Annotated in this window: 16 protein-coding genes; 7 read left to right on the top strand and 9 right to left on the bottom strand. The window is 73.3% G+C overall.

The genetic code is table 11. The features are described 5' to 3' along the window. Positions 1-12: 12 nt before the first annotated feature. Together OHA34_RS27380 and OHA34_RS27375 are read right to left on the bottom strand one after the other, a co-directional pair. Positions 13-693, bottom strand: coding sequence for a response regulator transcription factor (locus tag OHA34_RS27380; RefSeq protein ID WP_285938700.1), 681 nt, complete (start codon positions 691-693; stop codon positions 13-15). Between the two features lie 85 nt (positions 694-778). Next, complete coding sequence (locus OHA34_RS27375) at positions 779-2,050, bottom strand: sensor histidine kinase (protein ID WP_329519325.1); 1,272 nt, start codon at positions 2,048-2,050, stop codon at positions 779-781. A 181-nt stretch (positions 2,051-2,231) separates the two neighbouring features. Between OHA34_RS27375 and phoU the strand changes: the two genes are divergently transcribed. Next, positions 2,232-2,894 carry a phosphate signaling complex protein PhoU gene (gene phoU / locus OHA34_RS27370; protein ID WP_285938703.1) on the top strand — a complete coding sequence of 221 codons (663 nt, stop codon included), beginning with the start codon at positions 2,232-2,234 and terminating at the stop codon, positions 2,892-2,894. 251 nt (positions 2,895-3,145) lie between these two features. Continuing rightward, entirely contained in the window at positions 3,146-3,433 is a 288-nt protein-coding gene (locus OHA34_RS27365) for a UTRA domain-containing protein (protein WP_285940115.1), read from the top strand. 47 nt (positions 3,434-3,480) lie between these two features. Here OHA34_RS27365 and OHA34_RS27360 read toward each other — a convergent pair whose 3' ends face one another. From OHA34_RS27360 to mshA, 5 genes are all read right to left on the bottom strand, one after another. Beyond that, the gene (locus OHA34_RS27360; protein WP_285938704.1) at positions 3,481-3,735 is read right to left on the bottom strand and encodes a Txe/YoeB family addiction module toxin; all 255 of its coding nucleotides are present in this window, start codon (positions 3,733-3,735) and stop codon (positions 3,481-3,483) included. Continuing rightward, a complete protein-coding gene (locus tag OHA34_RS27355) occupies positions 3,732-3,989 on the bottom strand; it encodes a type II toxin-antitoxin system Phd/YefM family antitoxin (protein ID WP_285938705.1) in 258 nt (85 codons plus the stop codon). The genes OHA34_RS27360 and OHA34_RS27355 overlap by 4 nt, the downstream gene beginning before the upstream one ends. A gap of 122 nt (positions 3,990-4,111) precedes the next feature. Continuing rightward, the gene (locus OHA34_RS27350; protein ID WP_285938706.1) at positions 4,112-4,924 is read right to left on the bottom strand and encodes a phosphoglyceromutase; all 813 of its coding nucleotides are present in this window, start codon (positions 4,922-4,924) and stop codon (positions 4,112-4,114) included. A gap of 47 nt (positions 4,925-4,971) precedes the next feature. After that, complete coding sequence (locus OHA34_RS27345) at positions 4,972-5,481, bottom strand: YbjN domain-containing protein (protein ID WP_329519324.1); 510 nt, start codon at positions 5,479-5,481, stop codon at positions 4,972-4,974. After that, positions 5,478-6,845, bottom strand: coding sequence for a D-inositol-3-phosphate glycosyltransferase (gene mshA, locus OHA34_RS27340; protein ID WP_329519323.1), 1,368 nt, complete (start codon positions 6,843-6,845; stop codon positions 5,478-5,480). The genes OHA34_RS27345 and mshA overlap by 4 nt, the downstream gene beginning before the upstream one ends. A gap of 118 nt (positions 6,846-6,963) precedes the next feature. Between mshA and OHA34_RS27335 the strand changes: the two genes are divergently transcribed. Continuing rightward, on the top strand, positions 6,964-7,722 hold the full coding sequence (locus OHA34_RS27335; protein ID WP_285938709.1) for an SDR family NAD(P)-dependent oxidoreductase: 759 nt from the start codon (positions 6,964-6,966) through the stop codon (positions 7,720-7,722). A gap of 131 nt (positions 7,723-7,853) precedes the next feature. Beyond that, the gene (locus OHA34_RS27330; RefSeq protein ID WP_285938710.1) at positions 7,854-10,535 is read left to right on the top strand and encodes a PEP/pyruvate-binding domain-containing protein; all 2,682 of its coding nucleotides are present in this window, start codon (positions 7,854-7,856) and stop codon (positions 10,533-10,535) included. On the opposite strand, the gene OHA34_RS27325 is transcribed toward OHA34_RS27330, so the two are convergent. After that, on the bottom strand, positions 10,447-11,313 hold the full coding sequence (locus OHA34_RS27325) for a class I SAM-dependent methyltransferase (protein WP_329519322.1): 867 nt from the start codon (positions 11,311-11,313) through the stop codon (positions 10,447-10,449). The genes OHA34_RS27330 and OHA34_RS27325 overlap by 89 nt on opposite strands. Positions 11,314-11,430: 117 nt before the next feature. Between OHA34_RS27325 and OHA34_RS27320 the strand changes: the two genes are divergently transcribed. The 3 genes from OHA34_RS27320 to OHA34_RS27310 are packed head-to-tail and all read left to right on the top strand — an operon-like array spanning position 11,431 to position 14,459. Continuing rightward, complete coding sequence (locus OHA34_RS27320; protein WP_329519321.1) at positions 11,431-13,104, top strand: AMP-binding protein; 1,674 nt, start codon at positions 11,431-11,433, stop codon at positions 13,102-13,104. A 50-nt stretch (positions 13,105-13,154) separates the two neighbouring features. Continuing rightward, entirely contained in the window at positions 13,155-13,937 is a 783-nt protein-coding gene (locus OHA34_RS27315) for a TIGR03084 family metal-binding protein (RefSeq protein ID WP_285938713.1), read from the top strand. Between the two features lie 54 nt (positions 13,938-13,991). Beyond that, positions 13,992-14,459: a universal stress protein gene (locus tag OHA34_RS27310; RefSeq protein ID WP_285938714.1), complete on the top strand. Its 468-nt coding sequence runs from the start codon at positions 13,992-13,994 to the stop codon at positions 14,457-14,459. Between the two features lie 7 nt (positions 14,460-14,466). Here OHA34_RS27310 and OHA34_RS27305 read toward each other — a convergent pair whose 3' ends face one another. Beyond that, entirely contained in the window at positions 14,467-14,976 is a 510-nt protein-coding gene (locus tag OHA34_RS27305) for an O-acetyl-ADP-ribose deacetylase (RefSeq protein WP_285938715.1), read from the bottom strand. Positions 14,977-15,095: the final 119 nt, after the last annotated feature.

Below are 15,095 nucleotides of genomic sequence, written 5' to 3'. Positions count from 1 at the left end.
GTTTCCTCCGGTCTAGGGCTCGAACTTGTAGCCCAGGCCGCGGACGGTGACGATGTACCGCGGCGTGGACGGGGCCGACTCGATCTTGGCGCGGAGTCGCTTGACGTGGACGTCCAGGGTCTTGGTGTCGCCGACGTAGTCGGCCCCCCAGACCCGGTCGATGAGCTGCATGCGGGTCAGCACCCGGCCCGCGTTGCGCAGCAGCACCTCCAGCAGCTCGAACTCCTTGAGCGGAAGCTGGACCTGCTCGCCGGCCACGCTGACCACGTGCCGCTCGACGTCCATCCGGACCGGGCCGGCCTCCAGCGTCGCCGGGGCCAGCTCCTCGACCTCGCCCTGCCGGCGCAGCACCGCGCGCATCCGGGCGATCAGCTCGCGGGTGGAGAACGGCTTGGTGACGTAGTCGTCGGCGCCGAGCTCCAGCCCGACGACCTTGTCGACCTCGCTGTCCTTGGCGGTCAGCATGATCACCGGGACGTTGGACCTGGTCCGCAGCTCCCGGCACACCTCGGTGCCGGGCAGCCCGGGGAGCATCAGGTCGAGCAGGACCAGGTCGGCGCCGTTGCGCTCGAAGATGTCCAGCGCGTCGGGGCCGGTCGCCGCGACGGCGACCTCGAAGCCCTCCTTGCGCAGGTTGTACGACAGTGCGTCGCTGAACGACTCCTCGTCTTCCACGACGAGCACGCGGGTCACGGTGTTGCCTCCCGGGCGGTCTGGTGCGGTGCGGCCCCAGCGGCGGAGCGGCGCGGGTCCCTCATGATGCTCATGGCGCTGCCCTTCAGAGATTCGGTGGGGTCGGGCGGACGTTGGGGGGCCCGCCGTCGGCGTGCACACGGGCCTCGGTCGCCGCGTCGGACGCGGCGGAGCCCGCGGCGGACGCGCCGGCGGCCTGGGACGGGGCGTCGTGGCCGGACGGGTTGAGCAGCGGCAGCCGGATCGTGAACGTCGATCCCGCGCCCTCCTTGCTCCACACCGTCACCTCGCCCCCGTGCTTGGTGGTGACGTGCTTGACGATGGCGAGGCCGAGCCCGGTGCCGCCGGTCTGGCGGGACCGCGCCGGATCGACCCGGTAGAACCGCTCGAAGATCCGCTCCACCTCACCGGCGGGGATGCCGATGCCCTGGTCGGTGACGTTGACCTCGACGTGCCGGTCGTCGCACTGCCGGGTGGCCACCACCACCCGGGTGTGCTCGGGGCTGTAGGCGATGGCGTTGTCGACCAGGTTGCGCAGGGCCTGGACCAGCAGCTCCGCGTCGCCGCGGACCCTCAGCCCGTCCGTCCCGCCGGTGGTCAGCTCGATGTCCTTGGACGTCGCCTTGATCTGGGAGCGGTCGAGCGCCTCGGCCACCACCTCGTCGAGCTCGACCGGCCGCAGCTCGGGCAGCGGCTCGTCGCCCTGGATCCGCGACAGCGTCATCAGGTCCTGGACGAGGTGGTTCAGCCGGACCGACTCGATCTGCATCCGCCCCGCGAAGCGGCGGACCGCCTCGGGGTCGTCGGCGGCGCCCTCGACCGTCTCGGCCAGCAGCGACAGCGCGCCGACCGGGGTCTTCAGCTCGTGGCTCACGTTGGCCACGAAGTCGCGCCGGATCGCCTCGACCCGGCGCATCTCGGTCAGGTCCTCGGCAAGCACCAGCACCAGCCCATGCGTACCGAGCGGCGCGACCCGCACCGCGAACCAGCGGGCGCCCGCGCGGCCACGGGCGCGGGACAGGCCGACCTGGATCTCGGTCTCCCGGATCTCGCCGTCGCGGCGGACCAGCCTGGCCATCGCCAGCACCTCGTCCACCACCAGCCGGTCGCCGCTCACCACGCCGAACGCGCGAGCCGCCGAGCTGGCGCGCAGCACCCGGTCCTCGGCGTCCACCACGACGGCCGAGGAGCGCAGCACGCTCAGCACCGACGCGACTCCCGGGGGCAGCCCTCCCGGGGGCGCCGCCGGTGCCGACACCCGCTGGGCCCGCTCGCTCACGCGTACCGCCAATCCAGTAGCCAGCCCGATCGCGAGCCCGGCAAGCCCGGTCAGAGCTGCGACAATCTCGACCTCCACACTCCGGATCGTAAGCGTCGCCCAGGCCCTTTCCCCACCATCGGGGTGCCCGACCTGGTCTCGTTCGTCCAAAGTTCACCTCGTTATCCGGGCCGGTTCACGCGGGCCGGGCAGGCTGTTGCGTGGACGAGTCCGTCCCCCCGGCCCGGCCGGCCCCCGCCCACGCACCAAGGGATCTCAATTGCGCGACGCCTACCACGAGGAGCTCGACTCCCTCACCGACAAGCTGGTGGAGATGACCCGGCTGGTCCGCTCCGCGATGGCCCGCGCGGTGACCGCGCTGCTGGACGCCGACCTGCGGCTCTCGGAGGAGGTGATCGGCGGCGACGAGCACGTCAACAAGATCGACGCCCAGATCGAGGAGAGCGTCTTCGACCTGATGGCCCGGCAGCAGCCCGTCGCCGGCGACCTGCGCACGCTGATCACCGCGCTCCGGATGTCCGGCGACCTGGAGCGGATGGGCGATCTGGCGGTGCACATCGCCAAGACCGCCCGCCGCCGGCACCCCGAGACGGCCGTCCCGCCCGAGCTCCAGGCAATCGTGCTGGAGATGGGCCAGATCGCCGAGCGGATGATCGCCAAGACCGGCAGCGTGATCGCGTCCCAGGACGTCGAGATGGGCCTGGAGCTCGACGCCGACGACGACCAGATGGACCGCCTGCACCGCAAGCTGTTCGATCTCCTGCTGTCGCCCAAGTGGAAGCACGGCGTCGAGCCCGCCGTCGACATCACCCTGGCGGGCCGCTACTTCGAGCGGTTCGCCGACCACGCCGTCCACGTCGCCGAGAACGTCGTGTACCTGGTCACCGGCCAGCGCCCCGAAGAGATCACCGAGCTGCCCTGACCCTGGCCGGGGTCAGCCGTCCTCGGGCGCCAGCTCCGCGAACACCACCTTCCCCCCACCGTCCAGCGGCCTCACACCCCAGCGCCGCATCGACGGCGGCGAGTGGAGCACCGGAGAGACCCTGCCTCCGATGGCGGTGCTCGCGGAACGCTATGAGGTGAGCCGGAACGTGGTGGCCCGGGCGGTCGGGAAGCTGGCAAAGGAGGGACGGCTGGGAGCCCTACGGCACCGGGCCCGGGGCGTGGATCGACGTGATCGAGGCGCTGGGACACGGGCCGCTGGAGTGGCTCGAGCGGCGCCGGGTGCGGATGCCGTCCTCGGACGAGACGAAACTGCTGCTCATCCCCGCGGACCTTCCGGTCTGGGAGATCGTCCGGATCGCCTACAGCGCCAAGGACGAGAAGGCCGTGGACGTCACGCAGGTCATCATCCCGGGCGACCGCATGGAGGAGGTGTCGCGGCTCCAGCGTGACGACTCCGCCCGCTGGCCGCACACCTCTGACGGGCCGGACGGGCCACGGGTGGCACCGCTCGAATAGCGCGAGGCCCGCCGCATGGACGCGGCGGGCCTTTCAAGCGCGGGGCATCAGTAGTGATAGCGGGCTTGAAGGATGATCAGTTCATCGTCGCGCGGGAGGTAGACGAGCCGGTGCTCCTCAGTGATCCTGCGGGACCAGGCTCCCTGAAGAGCGTGCCTGAGCGGTTCGGGTTTGCCGATACCCGCGTAAGGATCACGCAGGGTGTCGTCAACGAGCCGGTTGATCCGCTTCAGGATCTGCCGGTCGGCGGAAAGCCAGGAGGTGTAGTCCTCCCACCCCTCCGGCGTGAAGGACAGTTTCACAGGCGTTCGTCGTCGACGAGCTCATGGGTCTCGTGACGGCCTTCCAGCGCATGCTGGTACGAGGCGATGAGGCGGCGCATGTTGGCCGGGGAACGCAGCAGGTGCGCCGTCTCCTCCAACGCCTCGTATTCGGCGGCGGGTACGAGGAAGGCGCGGTTGTGCTTGGAGACGATCTCTACGGGTGCACCGTCGTCGTTGACCTCGTCGATGAGAGGGAACAGCCGACGCCGGGCTTCGCTCGCGGTGATGGACACCGGAAACCTCCACTCAGTCTGGTACCAAATATCGTACCACTATCGCCTGTGAGTCCACCGTCACGGCCTTGTCGCGCCGGGAGCCCCGGCCGCCGTCTGGCGGCCGGGGCTCCTGCGTGGGGTTACTTGCGGCGGGAGCCGCGGGGCTGCTTGGCGGACTTGCCGGACGGCGCGGCGGCGGGCTTGGCCGGGGCGGCGCCCTGGTTCTTGACGGCCTCGATGGCGGCCTTGGCCGCGGCCGGGTCGAGGTACTCGCCGCCGCGCTTGAGCGGGGCGAAGTCGTCGTCGAGCTCGTACACCAGCGGGATGCCGGTGGGGATGTTGAGGCCGGTGATCGCCGAGTCGGAGACGTCGTCGAGGTGCTTGACCATGGCGCGCAGGGAGTTGCCGTGCGCGGCGACCAGGACGGTCTTGCCGGCGGCCAGGTCGGGGACGATCGCGTCGTACCAGTAGGGCAGCAGCCGGTCGACCACGTCGGCGAGGCACTCGGTGCGCGGGATCAGCTCGGACGGCAGACCCGCGTAGCGCATGTCGTTGACCTGCGACAGCGGGTCGTCGTCCTTGATCGGCGGCGGCGGGGTGTCGTAGGAGCGGCGCCAGGTCGTGAACTGCTCTTCGCCGAACTCGTCGCGGGTCTGCGCCTTGTTCTTGCCCTGGAGCGCGCCGTAGTGGCGCTCGTTGAGCCGCCACGAGCGCTGGACCGGGATCCACAGCAGGTCGGCCACGTCCAGCGCGATGTTGGCGGTGCGGACGGCGCGCTTCAGCAGCGAGGTGTGCAGCACGTCGGGGGTGATGTCCGCGTCGAGCAGCAGGTCACCGCCCTTGGTGGCCTCGCTCTCGCCTTTCGCCGAAAGGTCGACGTCCACCCAGCCGGTGAACAGCCCTTCCGCGTTCCACACGCTTTCGCCATGCCGGAGCAATACCAGGGTCGCCATGGGAGCAGAGCCTATCGGCCGCGTATCCGGACCGGAGTGGTGGCCGGTCAGGAACGGTTGGCGGGGTCGGCGAACGAGGCGAACGCCTGGAGGTTGGCCAGGCTCTCGCCGCGCTTGACCCGCCAGTCCCACTCGCGCTGGATGGAGGACTTGAAGCCGCGTTCGAGGGCCTTGTCGAAGTTCTCGTCGGAGTAGGTCAGCACGCAGCCGAGCAGCCGGTCGATCTCGTCGGGGCTGATCGAGGCGAGCGGGACCCTGCCGACCAGGTGGACGTCGCCGATCTCGTCGAGGGTGAAGGCGACCCCGTACATGCGGCCGTTGCGCTCCAGCAGGAACCGGTAGAAGTCGGCGTGGTTCTCGTCGGGGCGGCGGCAGAAGAACGCCTCGACGTGCAGGCTGTGGTCGCCGACGATCAGCCAGGTCATGGTGGCGAGCTTGTGCCGGCCGGGCAGCTTCACGAAGAAGGCGTGCTCGCGCGGGACGTCGTACTCCAGGCCGGCGTCTTTGAGGGTCTCCTCGATGATCCCGGCCAGTTCGGCCTGGGAGGCGGCGGTCACGCGGGCACCTCCGCGGTGAGGACGGGCGGCTGGCGGCGGGGTGCCCGGAGCTGGTCCATGGCTCCGGTATACACCTCCAGCAGGCGATCGACCGTCGCATCCCACCCGAGGCCCTGGGCGTGGCGGACGGCGCCGCGGGCCAGCCTGGTGCGCAGCGCGGGTTCGGCGTGGAGGCGGCGCAGGACGGCGGCGTAGTCGTCGGGGTCGTGGCCGTGGATCAGCGTCCCGGACCGGCCGTCGTCCACGGCGGTGCAGAGCCCGCCGACGGCGGCGGCGACGACGGGGGTGCCGCACGCCTGCGACTCGACGGCGACGAGGCCGAACGACTCGTTGTGCGAGGGGACGACGGTGACGTCGGCGGCCCGGTACCAGTCGGCCAGGACAGGCTGGGGGCTCGGCGGCTCGAACCGGACGACGTCGGCGATGCCGAGTTCGGCGGCCAGTGCCTGGAGCCCCTCGGGACGGCACCGGCCGCTGCCGCTCGGCCCGCCGACCACGGCGACGACCAGCTTGGCGCGCAGCGACGGGTCGTCCGCGAGCATGCGGGCGGCGGCGCGGAGCAGGACGTCGGGGGCCTTCAGCGGCTGGATCCGGCCGACGAACAGCAGCACGTACGCGTCGCTCGGCAGCCCGAGGCGGTGCCGCGCCGAGCCGACGCGGTGCGGGAGGGGATCCGCGCCCAGGGCGAGCCGCGGCGGTTCGGGGTGGAACAGCCCGAGGTCGACGCCGGGACTGACGGTCGCGACCCGTCCGGGGTCGGCGTCGTAGAGGTCGATCAGCTCGCGCGCCTCCTTGCCGGTGTTGGCGACGATCTGGTCGGCGGACCGGACGACCTGCTCCTCGCCGAGGACGCGTTCCCGCGGCTCGGGCTTGTCGCCGCCCGCCAGCGCGGCGTTCTTGACCTTGGCCATCGTGTGCATGGAGTGGACGAGCGGGACGCCCCAGCGCTGCTTGGCGGCCCAGCCCGCCTGCCCGGAAAGCCAGTAATGGGTGTGCAGAAGATCGTAATGGCCGGGGTCGTAGGACGCCTCGGCACGCAGCACCCCGGAGGTGAATCCGCAGAGCTGGCGGGGCAGCTCGGACTTGTCGAGCTCCTCGAACGGCCCGGCGACGACGTTGCGCACCAGCACGCCGGGGGCGAGCTCGACCACGGGCGGGAGGGCGCGCGAGGTGGCGCGGGTGAAGATGTCGACCTCGATCCCGCGTGCCGCCAGCCGCCTGGCCACCTCGACGATGTAGACGTTCATCCCGCCCGCGTCGCCCGTTCCCGGTTGATCAAGGGGGGACGTGTGAACACTGATCGTCGCAACCCGGCTGATACGACGTGGCACGGGACACCACCTCCGGTAGTGCAACCTATCCATGACGTTCGGTGTTCCCGCCCCCCGGGCACCCCGCCGGACGCCTGGAGGACGGCCCTCGGGGCATGCGGGCGGCGGGGGCGGCCTGGGCCCGCGGGCGCCCGCCTGGAAGGCTGGCCGCATGCGGAAGACGGCTGTAGTGACGGGCGCGAGCAGCGGCATCGGAGCCGCGACGGCCAGGCGGCTGGCGGCCGAGGGGTTCCATGTGGTGCTCGCGGCGCGGCGGCGGGACCGGCTGGACGAGCTCGCGGAGGAGATCGCCCGGGACGTCCCGGGGGCGGGCCGGATGGTCCCGGTCACCCTGGACGTGACCTCGCAGGAATCGGTGGACGCCCTGGCCGCGGCGGTCGACGGGTGCCATGTGCTGGTCAACAACGCGGGCGGCGCGGTGGGCCTGGAGGCCGTCGCCGACGCCGATCCGGCCGACTGGCAGGCGATGTACGACACCAACGTGCTGGGGCTGCTGCGGGTGACCAAGGCCCTGCTGCCCAAGCTGATCGCCGGCGGCGCCGGCCACGTGGTCAACATCACCTCGCTGGCCGCGCACGACCCGTACGAGGGCGGCGCCGGCTACAACGCGGCCAAGCACGCCGCGTACGCGGTGAACGAGGTCATGCGGCTGGAACTGGTGGCCGAGCCGGTGCGGATCACCGAGATCGCGCCGGGCCTGGTGAAGACCGAGGAGTTCTCCCTCGTCCGGTTCAAGGGGGACGCGGAGAAGGCCGAGCGGCCCTACCAGGGCGTCCCCGAGCCGCTCGTCGCCGACGACATCGCCGACTGCGTCGCCTGGGCGGTGACCCGGCCGCCGCACGTCAACATCGACCGGATCGACGTCCAGCCGCGCGTCCAGGCCGCACCGCACAAGCTGCACCGCGAGTGACCTTCCGGGCACACTCCGTGTCCGGAATGCCGTTGTACGGTCAGCGGCGCTCCGATCGGGTATCCCCCTGAGCAGGGAGTTCACCGAGGGGAACGGCCTCGGCGATCCGCTCGGGGGGACGGAGCAACGACATGATCGGGAGCCGCCAGCAGGCTTTCGTGCTGAATCTGGACGCACCGGAGGCCGGTCTCGCCAGGGTGGGCGGGAAGGGCGCCTCGCTGGCGCGGCTCGCGCGCGCGGGCCTGCCGGTTCCGGCGGGGTTCCACGTCACCACGGAGGCGTACCGCAACTTCGTCGAGCACGCGGGGCTGCGCGAGGAGATCCTCGCGGCCGTCGCGGGCGTCGATCCGGATCGGCCCGAGACCTCCGCGGAGGCGTCGCGGCGGATCGGCGCGCTGTTCGCCCGGCACGACCCGTCCGTGCACGTCGCGGGGCCGATCAGGTGGTCCTACGCGGGGCTCGGCGACCGCGACCAGCCCGTCGCGGTGCGGTCGTCGGCGCCGGACGAGGACCTGGCGGACGAGTCGTCGGCCGGGCAGTTCGGCACCCTCCTCGGCGTGCGGGGCGAGGCGGCGGTGCTGGACGCGGTCCGCGAGTGCTGGGCCTCGCTGTGGTCGGCGCGCGCCATCGCCTACCGCGCCGACAACGGCGTCGACCACGCGGAGGCGTCCATCGCGGTGACGGTGCAGGCGATGGTCCCGGCCGACTCCGCCGGGCTGATGTACACGGTCGCGCCGGTGAGCGGCGCCGCCGACCAGCTCGTGATCAACGCGGCCTGGGGGCTCGGCGACGCCGTGACCGGCGGCCGGGTCACCTCGGACGCGGTGGTGCTGGACAAGGCGTCCGGCAAGGTCATCGGGCAGCGGATCGCGGCCAAGTCGACGATGTCGGTGCTGACCGCGCACGGCGTCCGGGACGAGCCGGTGCCGTCCGGGTGGCGGGACCGGCGCGTCCTGACCCCGGAGGCCGCGGCGGAGCTCGCCCGGCTCGGCGTCCAGATCGAGGAGCTGTACGGGCGGCCGATGGAAGTGGAGTGGGCCCGGCACGAGCAGCGCCCCTGCGTCCTCCAGACCCGTCCGATCAGCGGCCTCGGCCCGCTCGCCCCCGACACGCGCACCGAGGTGTGGAACGACAGCATCGGCCACGACTACCTGTGGACGAACAGCGACCTCGGCGAGGCCGTCCCGGACGTGATGACGCCCTGCACCTGGTCGCTGGTCGAGATGTTCATGCACGGGGCGATGGAGTCGGCTTCCCTCCCCGGGCACCGCGCCTACGGCAACATCGGCGGCCGGTTCTACATGAACCTCAGCATGGCCACCACGCTCGCCACCGCGTTCGGCACCAGGGCGAGGCTCGACGGCCTGGAAGAGGTCTTCGGGAAGCTGCCGCCGGGGGTCCGGATCCCGCTCGTACCGATCTCGAGGGGACGGGTGATCCGCGAGCTGGTGCCCAGGATGGCCGCCGTGCAGCTCCGGGCCCGCAGGAACCAGAGGCGGCTGCCCGGATTCCTCGATGCGGCCCCGGGCCGCTGCCTCGCCCTCCACGAGCGGATCGCCGACGCGTCCGACCCCAGGGACCTGCTGCACCTGTGGCGGGAGGGGATCCTGCCCCTGTTCGTCGAGGCGTGCCACATGCTGGAGGCCGCCGGACGGCAGGGCGGCGCCGACCTCGTCGGTGTGCGCCGCCGGCTGGAGCGGCTCGTCGGCGAGCACGACGCCGCCGCCATGCTCACCGGGCTGCGGCACCCGAGCCACCGGGCGGCCGGCCTCGGCCCCGTGACCGGCCTCGCCCAGCTCGCCCGCGGCGAGATCGACGAGCGCGCCTACACGCGGGACTGGGGGCACCGCGGGCCGCACGAGTTCGAGGTGTCGATGCCCCGTCCGGCCGAGGACCCGCGCTGGGCGGCCCGGCAGCTCATGTCCGCGCGCGACGACGGCCTCGAGGCCGCTGAGCTCGTCGAACGGCAGCAGGCCGCGAGCCGCGCCGCCTGGCGCCGGTTCGAGGCGCACCACCCGCGCCAGGTGGCCGCCATGCGCCGCCGGGTCGGGCGGTACGCGCAGGCCGTCCACGACCGCGAGGCCGCCCGCTCGGAGGTCGTCCGCGTCTTCTGGGTGCTGCGCGCGTTCGTGCTGCGCGCCGGTGCGCTGACCGAGCAGGGCGACGGGCTGTTCTTCCTGACCGGCGACGAGATCCTCGGCGTGCTCGGCGAGGACGACCGCCCGCTGCGGAAGATCCCGGTACGGCGCCGGACGTACGAGCGCTACCGGACGCTGCCCCCCTACCCGGCGCTGATCCGCGGCCCGTTCGACCCGTTCGCCTGGGCCAGGGACCCCGATCGCCGCACCGACTACTACGACGCCGCCCGGCCCACCACGGGCGCGACCCCCGTCCGGGAGTGGGAGGAGGGCGACGAGGGCGCGGTCGTCACCGGCTTCCCGGGCGCGCCGGGGATCGTGGAGGGCGTCGTGCGGGTGCTGTCCTCGCCCGAGGACGGCGACCGGCTGCGTCCCGGCGAGATCCTGGTGACGGCGGTGACCAACATCGGCTGGACGCCGCTGTTCCCCCGCGCCGCCGCCCTCGTGACCGACGTCGGCGCGCCGCTCTCGCACGCCGCGATCGTCGCCCGCGAGCTGGGCGTCCCGGCGGTCGTCGGCTGCGGCGACGCCACCATGCTGCTGCGCACCGGCGACCACGTCCGGGTGGACGGCGAGCGCGGCAAGATCACGGTCGTCGCGGATCGACCGCATCCCACGCCAGCGTCACCTCGCCCAGCCGCCAGCGGGACCGCCCGCCGTACGGAGGACGGGTGAGCACCGGGTAGGTCCGGGCCAGCAGCGACACCGCCTCGATCCACCGCGCCCGCGGGCCGAACGCCGACTGCGGCGCGGCGACCGCCCAGCACCGGTCGAAGTCAGCCAGCAGCCCGTGCACCCGCTCGCCCGGCACGTTGCGGTGGATCAGCGTCTTGGGCAGCCGTTCGGCCAGGTCGGACGGCTGCCCGAGCGATCCGAGCCGAGCCGCGAACGTGATCGTCCTGGGTTCGCACCGGCCCGCCGCCGCGCGGGCGCCCGCGGAGTGGGCCGCGCGGGCGGCGCCGAGGGTGACCCACACGGCGCGGCGCCCGATCTCGTCGCAGGTGCCCTCGACCAGGACCCCGCCGGGGTCGATCCGCGAGCACAGCCCGTCCCACGCCCGCCAGGCCTCGTCCTCGCCGTACTGGCGGAGCACGTTGAACGCCCTGACCAGCACCGGCGGACGGTCCACCGGAAGCTCGAACCCGCCCCGCCGGAACGACAGCCCCTCCAGGGGCCCGGCCGCCTCGAGGTAGGCCAGCCCGGCCGCCACCCGTTCGGGCTCAATCTCGATGCCGACGACCTCCAGCCCCGGTGAGACGGGCCGCAGCCGCCGGTACAGCTCGACCGTGGTCACGGGCGACGCCCCGTACCCGAGATCGACGGCGAGCGGCCGTTCCACGGCGCGCAGCGGCCCGGTCTGGGTGGCGGCGATCCAGCGGTCGACCCTGCGCAGCCGGTTGGGTGCGGTGGTACCGCGGGTCACCGCCCCCTGGGGCTTCTGCGTCCGGGCCACCCCGCCATTGTCCCGCCCCGCGGCAGGCGCCGCGCACCGCCCGGGAGGCCGGGCGGACCCAGAGATAAGTAATTGGTTACGGTGCTCCCGAGGTCCCGTCCCCCCGAAGGAGCGCCGATGCCGCGATTCGACCTGGCGACCCTGCACGAGGCCATCGCGGCCGAGATCCCCGACCGGGAGTGCGTGATCTGGCGGGACCGCAGGCTGACATGGCGGCAGGTCACCGAGCGCAGCAGGCGGCTCGCGCACCTCCTGCACGGCCGCGGGCTCGGCCGGCGCGCCGAGACCGCCGCGCCCTGGGAGTCGCCGCACGACCACCTGGCCCTCTACCTGCACAACGGACCCGAGTACCTGGAGGGCCTGCTCGGCGCCCACAAGGCCCGGATGGCCCCGTTCAACGTCAACTACCGCTACGTCGACGGCGAGCTCGCCCACCTCTTCGCGGACGCCCGGCCCCGCGCGATCGTCTACCACGCGCGCTTCGCCGCCACGATCGGACGGGTGGCACCGGCGCTCGACCGGCCGCTGCTGCTCCAGGTGGCCGACGAGTCCGGCGCCGCCCTGCTGCCGGGCGCGCTGGACTACGAGGCCGCGCTCGCCACGGCGTCCGCCGCCCCCCTCGACGCCGTCCGGCCGGACGCCGGCGACCTGCACATCCTCTACACCGGCGGCACCACCGGCCTGCCCAAGGGCGTGCTGTGGCGCATCGGCGACCTGGTGCTCGGCCCGCTCGGGCTGCGCCGCCGCGACGGCACCCCCTTCGACTCCCTGCGCGAAGTGGTCGAGAAGGCCGCCGCCGGGGCCCGCCACAAGGTCCTGGTCGGGCCCCCGCTGATGCACGGCGCCGGGACGTGGTCGGCCCTCGGCGGCTGGTGCGGCGGCGCCTGCGTGGTCTTCCCGGACCGGGTCGACGGCCTCGACGCCGCAGACCTCCTGGCCACCGCCGAACGCGAACGCGTGACCCGGATCCCCCTGGTCGGCGACGCGTTCGCCCGCCCGCTCCTCGAACGGCTGGAGGCCGTCCCGCACGACCTGGGCGCCCTGCGCAGCATGGTCAACTCGGCCGCCGGCATCAGCCCGGACGTGCAGCGGCGGCTGAACGACCTCCTCCCCCACGTCCGGATCACCGATGTGCTCGGCTCCTCCGAGACCGGCTTCCAGGTCCTCCGCCAGGCGCCCGCCGCGCGCGGGCCGCTCCCCGGCTCCTACGCCCCGGCGGCGGGCGCGGCCGTGCTCAGCGCCGACCGCGCCCGCCGGCTCGCCCCGGGCGAGGACGAACTGGGCTGGCTGGCCAAGGCCGGCTCGATCCCGCTCGGCTACCTCGGCGACCCCGGCCGGACCGCCGACACCTTCCGCACCGTCGACGGCGAGCGCCTGGTCGTCGCGGGCGACCGCGCCCGGCTGCTGGCCGACGGCACCATCGAGGTGCACGGCCGGGAGGCGACCACCATCAACACCGGCGGCGAGAAGGTGTTCGCCGAAGAGGTCGAGACGGTGCTGCGGGACCTCCCTGGCATCGCCGACGCGCTCGTGGTCGGCCGCCCGAGCGAGCGCTGGGGCACCGAGATCGTCGCCGTGCTCCGCACCGCCGCCCCCGACCCGTCCACCCCCGGACCATCCGACCCCGGCCCGTCCGACGAGGAGCTGCGCGCCGGCTGCGCCGCCCGGCTGGCCCGCTACAAGATCCCCAAGACCTTCCTGCGCACCGCCGACGGCCTCCGGCTGCCCAACGGGAAACCCGACTACGCCGCCGCGCGCGCCCTGTCCCACGTCCCGTCCGAGCCGAACTAGATTCGGCTCAGGTCTGTACGCGCCCCTCGTGAACGGGAGATCCTGCCCCCATGCCCGACCTGAACAGCCTGCTCGCGGACCTGACGGCCGAGGGCGAGTCCCTGGACGCGCTCGTGGCGCCGCTCCCCGCCGTGCGCTGGGCCGCGCCGACCCCGGCCGAAGGGTGGACGATCGCCCACCAGATCGCCCACCTCGCGTGGACGGACCGGCAGTCGACCGTGGCGGCCACCGACTCCGCGGCGTTCGCCGGGATCCTGGCCGGCGCGCTCGAGCCCGGCTACGTCGATCGGGGGGCCGCGGAGGGCGCCGCCGAGGAGCCGGCGAGGCTCCTGGACCGCTGGCGCTCCGGCCGCGCCCGGATCGCCGGGGCGCTCGCCGCCGTGCCCGCGGGGACCCGGCTCCCCTGGTTCGGGCCGCCGATGAGCGCCGCGTCCATGGCCACCGCGCGGCTCATGGAGACCTGGGCGCACGGGCAGGACATCGCCGACACGCTCGACGTCCACCGCGAACCCACCCACCGGCTCCGGCACGTGGCCCACATCGGCGTGCGGGCCCGCGACTTCGCGTTCCACAACCGCGGGCTGACGCCGCCCACCGCCGAGTTCCGCGTCGCACTGACCGCCCCGTCCGGCGACGCGTGGACCTGGGGCCCGCCGGACGCCGAGCAGTCGGTGACCGCGCCGGCCCTGGACTTCTGCCTGCTGGTCACCCGCCGCAGGCACCCCGGCGACCTGTCGGTGACCGCCACCGGACCGGACGCGGCCCGCTGGCTGGAGGTGGCCCAGGCGTTCGCCGGCCCGCCGGGCACGGGCCGCGCCGCCATGAGAGCTTGACCACTGTTCTCCCTGACCAGGTTCGTCTCCGGGCGAGCTGGACAGGTCACACCCATGACAGTTCTCATCGCCTACGACGGATCCGATGACGCCCGTTCCGCCATCGAGTACGCCGGACGGCACATCAAGCCCGAACCCGTCGTGGTCCTCACCGTCTGGGAGCCGCTGATCTCCCAGCTCGCCTGGGCCCCGCTGATCGCCGCGGCCCCCGTCACCGCCGAGCAGGGCGGCGACCAGTTCGCCGAGGAGCAGCAGGCGGTGGCCCTCGCCAAGCAGGGCGCCGAGCTGGCCGCCGCCGCCGGGCTGGCCGACGTCACGCCCCGCGCCGTCCGCACCAACGGCCCGGTGTGGGCCACCATCGTCGACGCCGCCGAAGAGCTGGACGTGTCCCTCCTGGTCACCGGCTCCCGCGGCCTCGCCGGCGCCCGCTCGGTCATCCTCGGCAGCGTCTCCACCCGCGTCCTCCACCATGTGCACCGCCCCACCCTGGTGGTCCCGCCCGCCAAGCCCCGCAAGGACTGACCGGGGCTCAGGCCGAGACGGCGTGCTCGAAGGCGGTGTAGGCGTCCTCGGTGAACAGGACGAAGCGCACCTCGGTGATCTTGCTGGTGGTCGAGCGGACGGTCCGGACCGCGATCCGGGCGGCGTCGTCGACGGGCCAGCCGTAGATCCCGGCCGACACCGCGGGGAACGCGATGGAGGTGATGCCGAGCTCGTCCGCGACCCGGAGTGACTCCCGGTAGCACGAGGCCAGCAGGCCGGAGCGGTCCTCGGTGGTGGAGTGGACCGGGCCGACGGTGTGGATGACCCACCGGGCGGGCAGCGCCCCTCCCGTGGTCGCGACCGCCTGGCCGACCGGCAGCCCGCCGCCGTAGTGGGACGCGCGCAGCCTGCGGCAGTCGTCGAGGATCGCCGGGCCGCCCTTGCGGTGGATGGCGCCGTCGACGCCGCCACCGCCCAGCAGCGAGGAGTTGGCGGCGTTCACCACCGCGTCCACCCGCTCCTCGGTGATGTCCCCGCGAACCAGAGTGATCTCCATGCCGTACCCTCCCGCACCGAAGAGAAGGACCGTACCGTGGGTCGGACTCATCGTGGAGGCTGCGGGGAGAGACGGGTCCGCCGGTTCATGGCCGAACACCACGACGGGGGCCGGCCGAG

This window comes from Spirillospora sp. NBC_01491 (assembly GCF_036227065.1).
In the GTDB taxonomy this organism is placed as follows: Bacteria; Actinomycetota; Actinomycetes; order Streptosporangiales; family Streptosporangiaceae; genus Spirillospora; species Spirillospora xylanilytica.
Note: the sequence above shows the minus strand (reverse complement) of the source record. Positions and strands in the feature narration are given on the sequence as shown.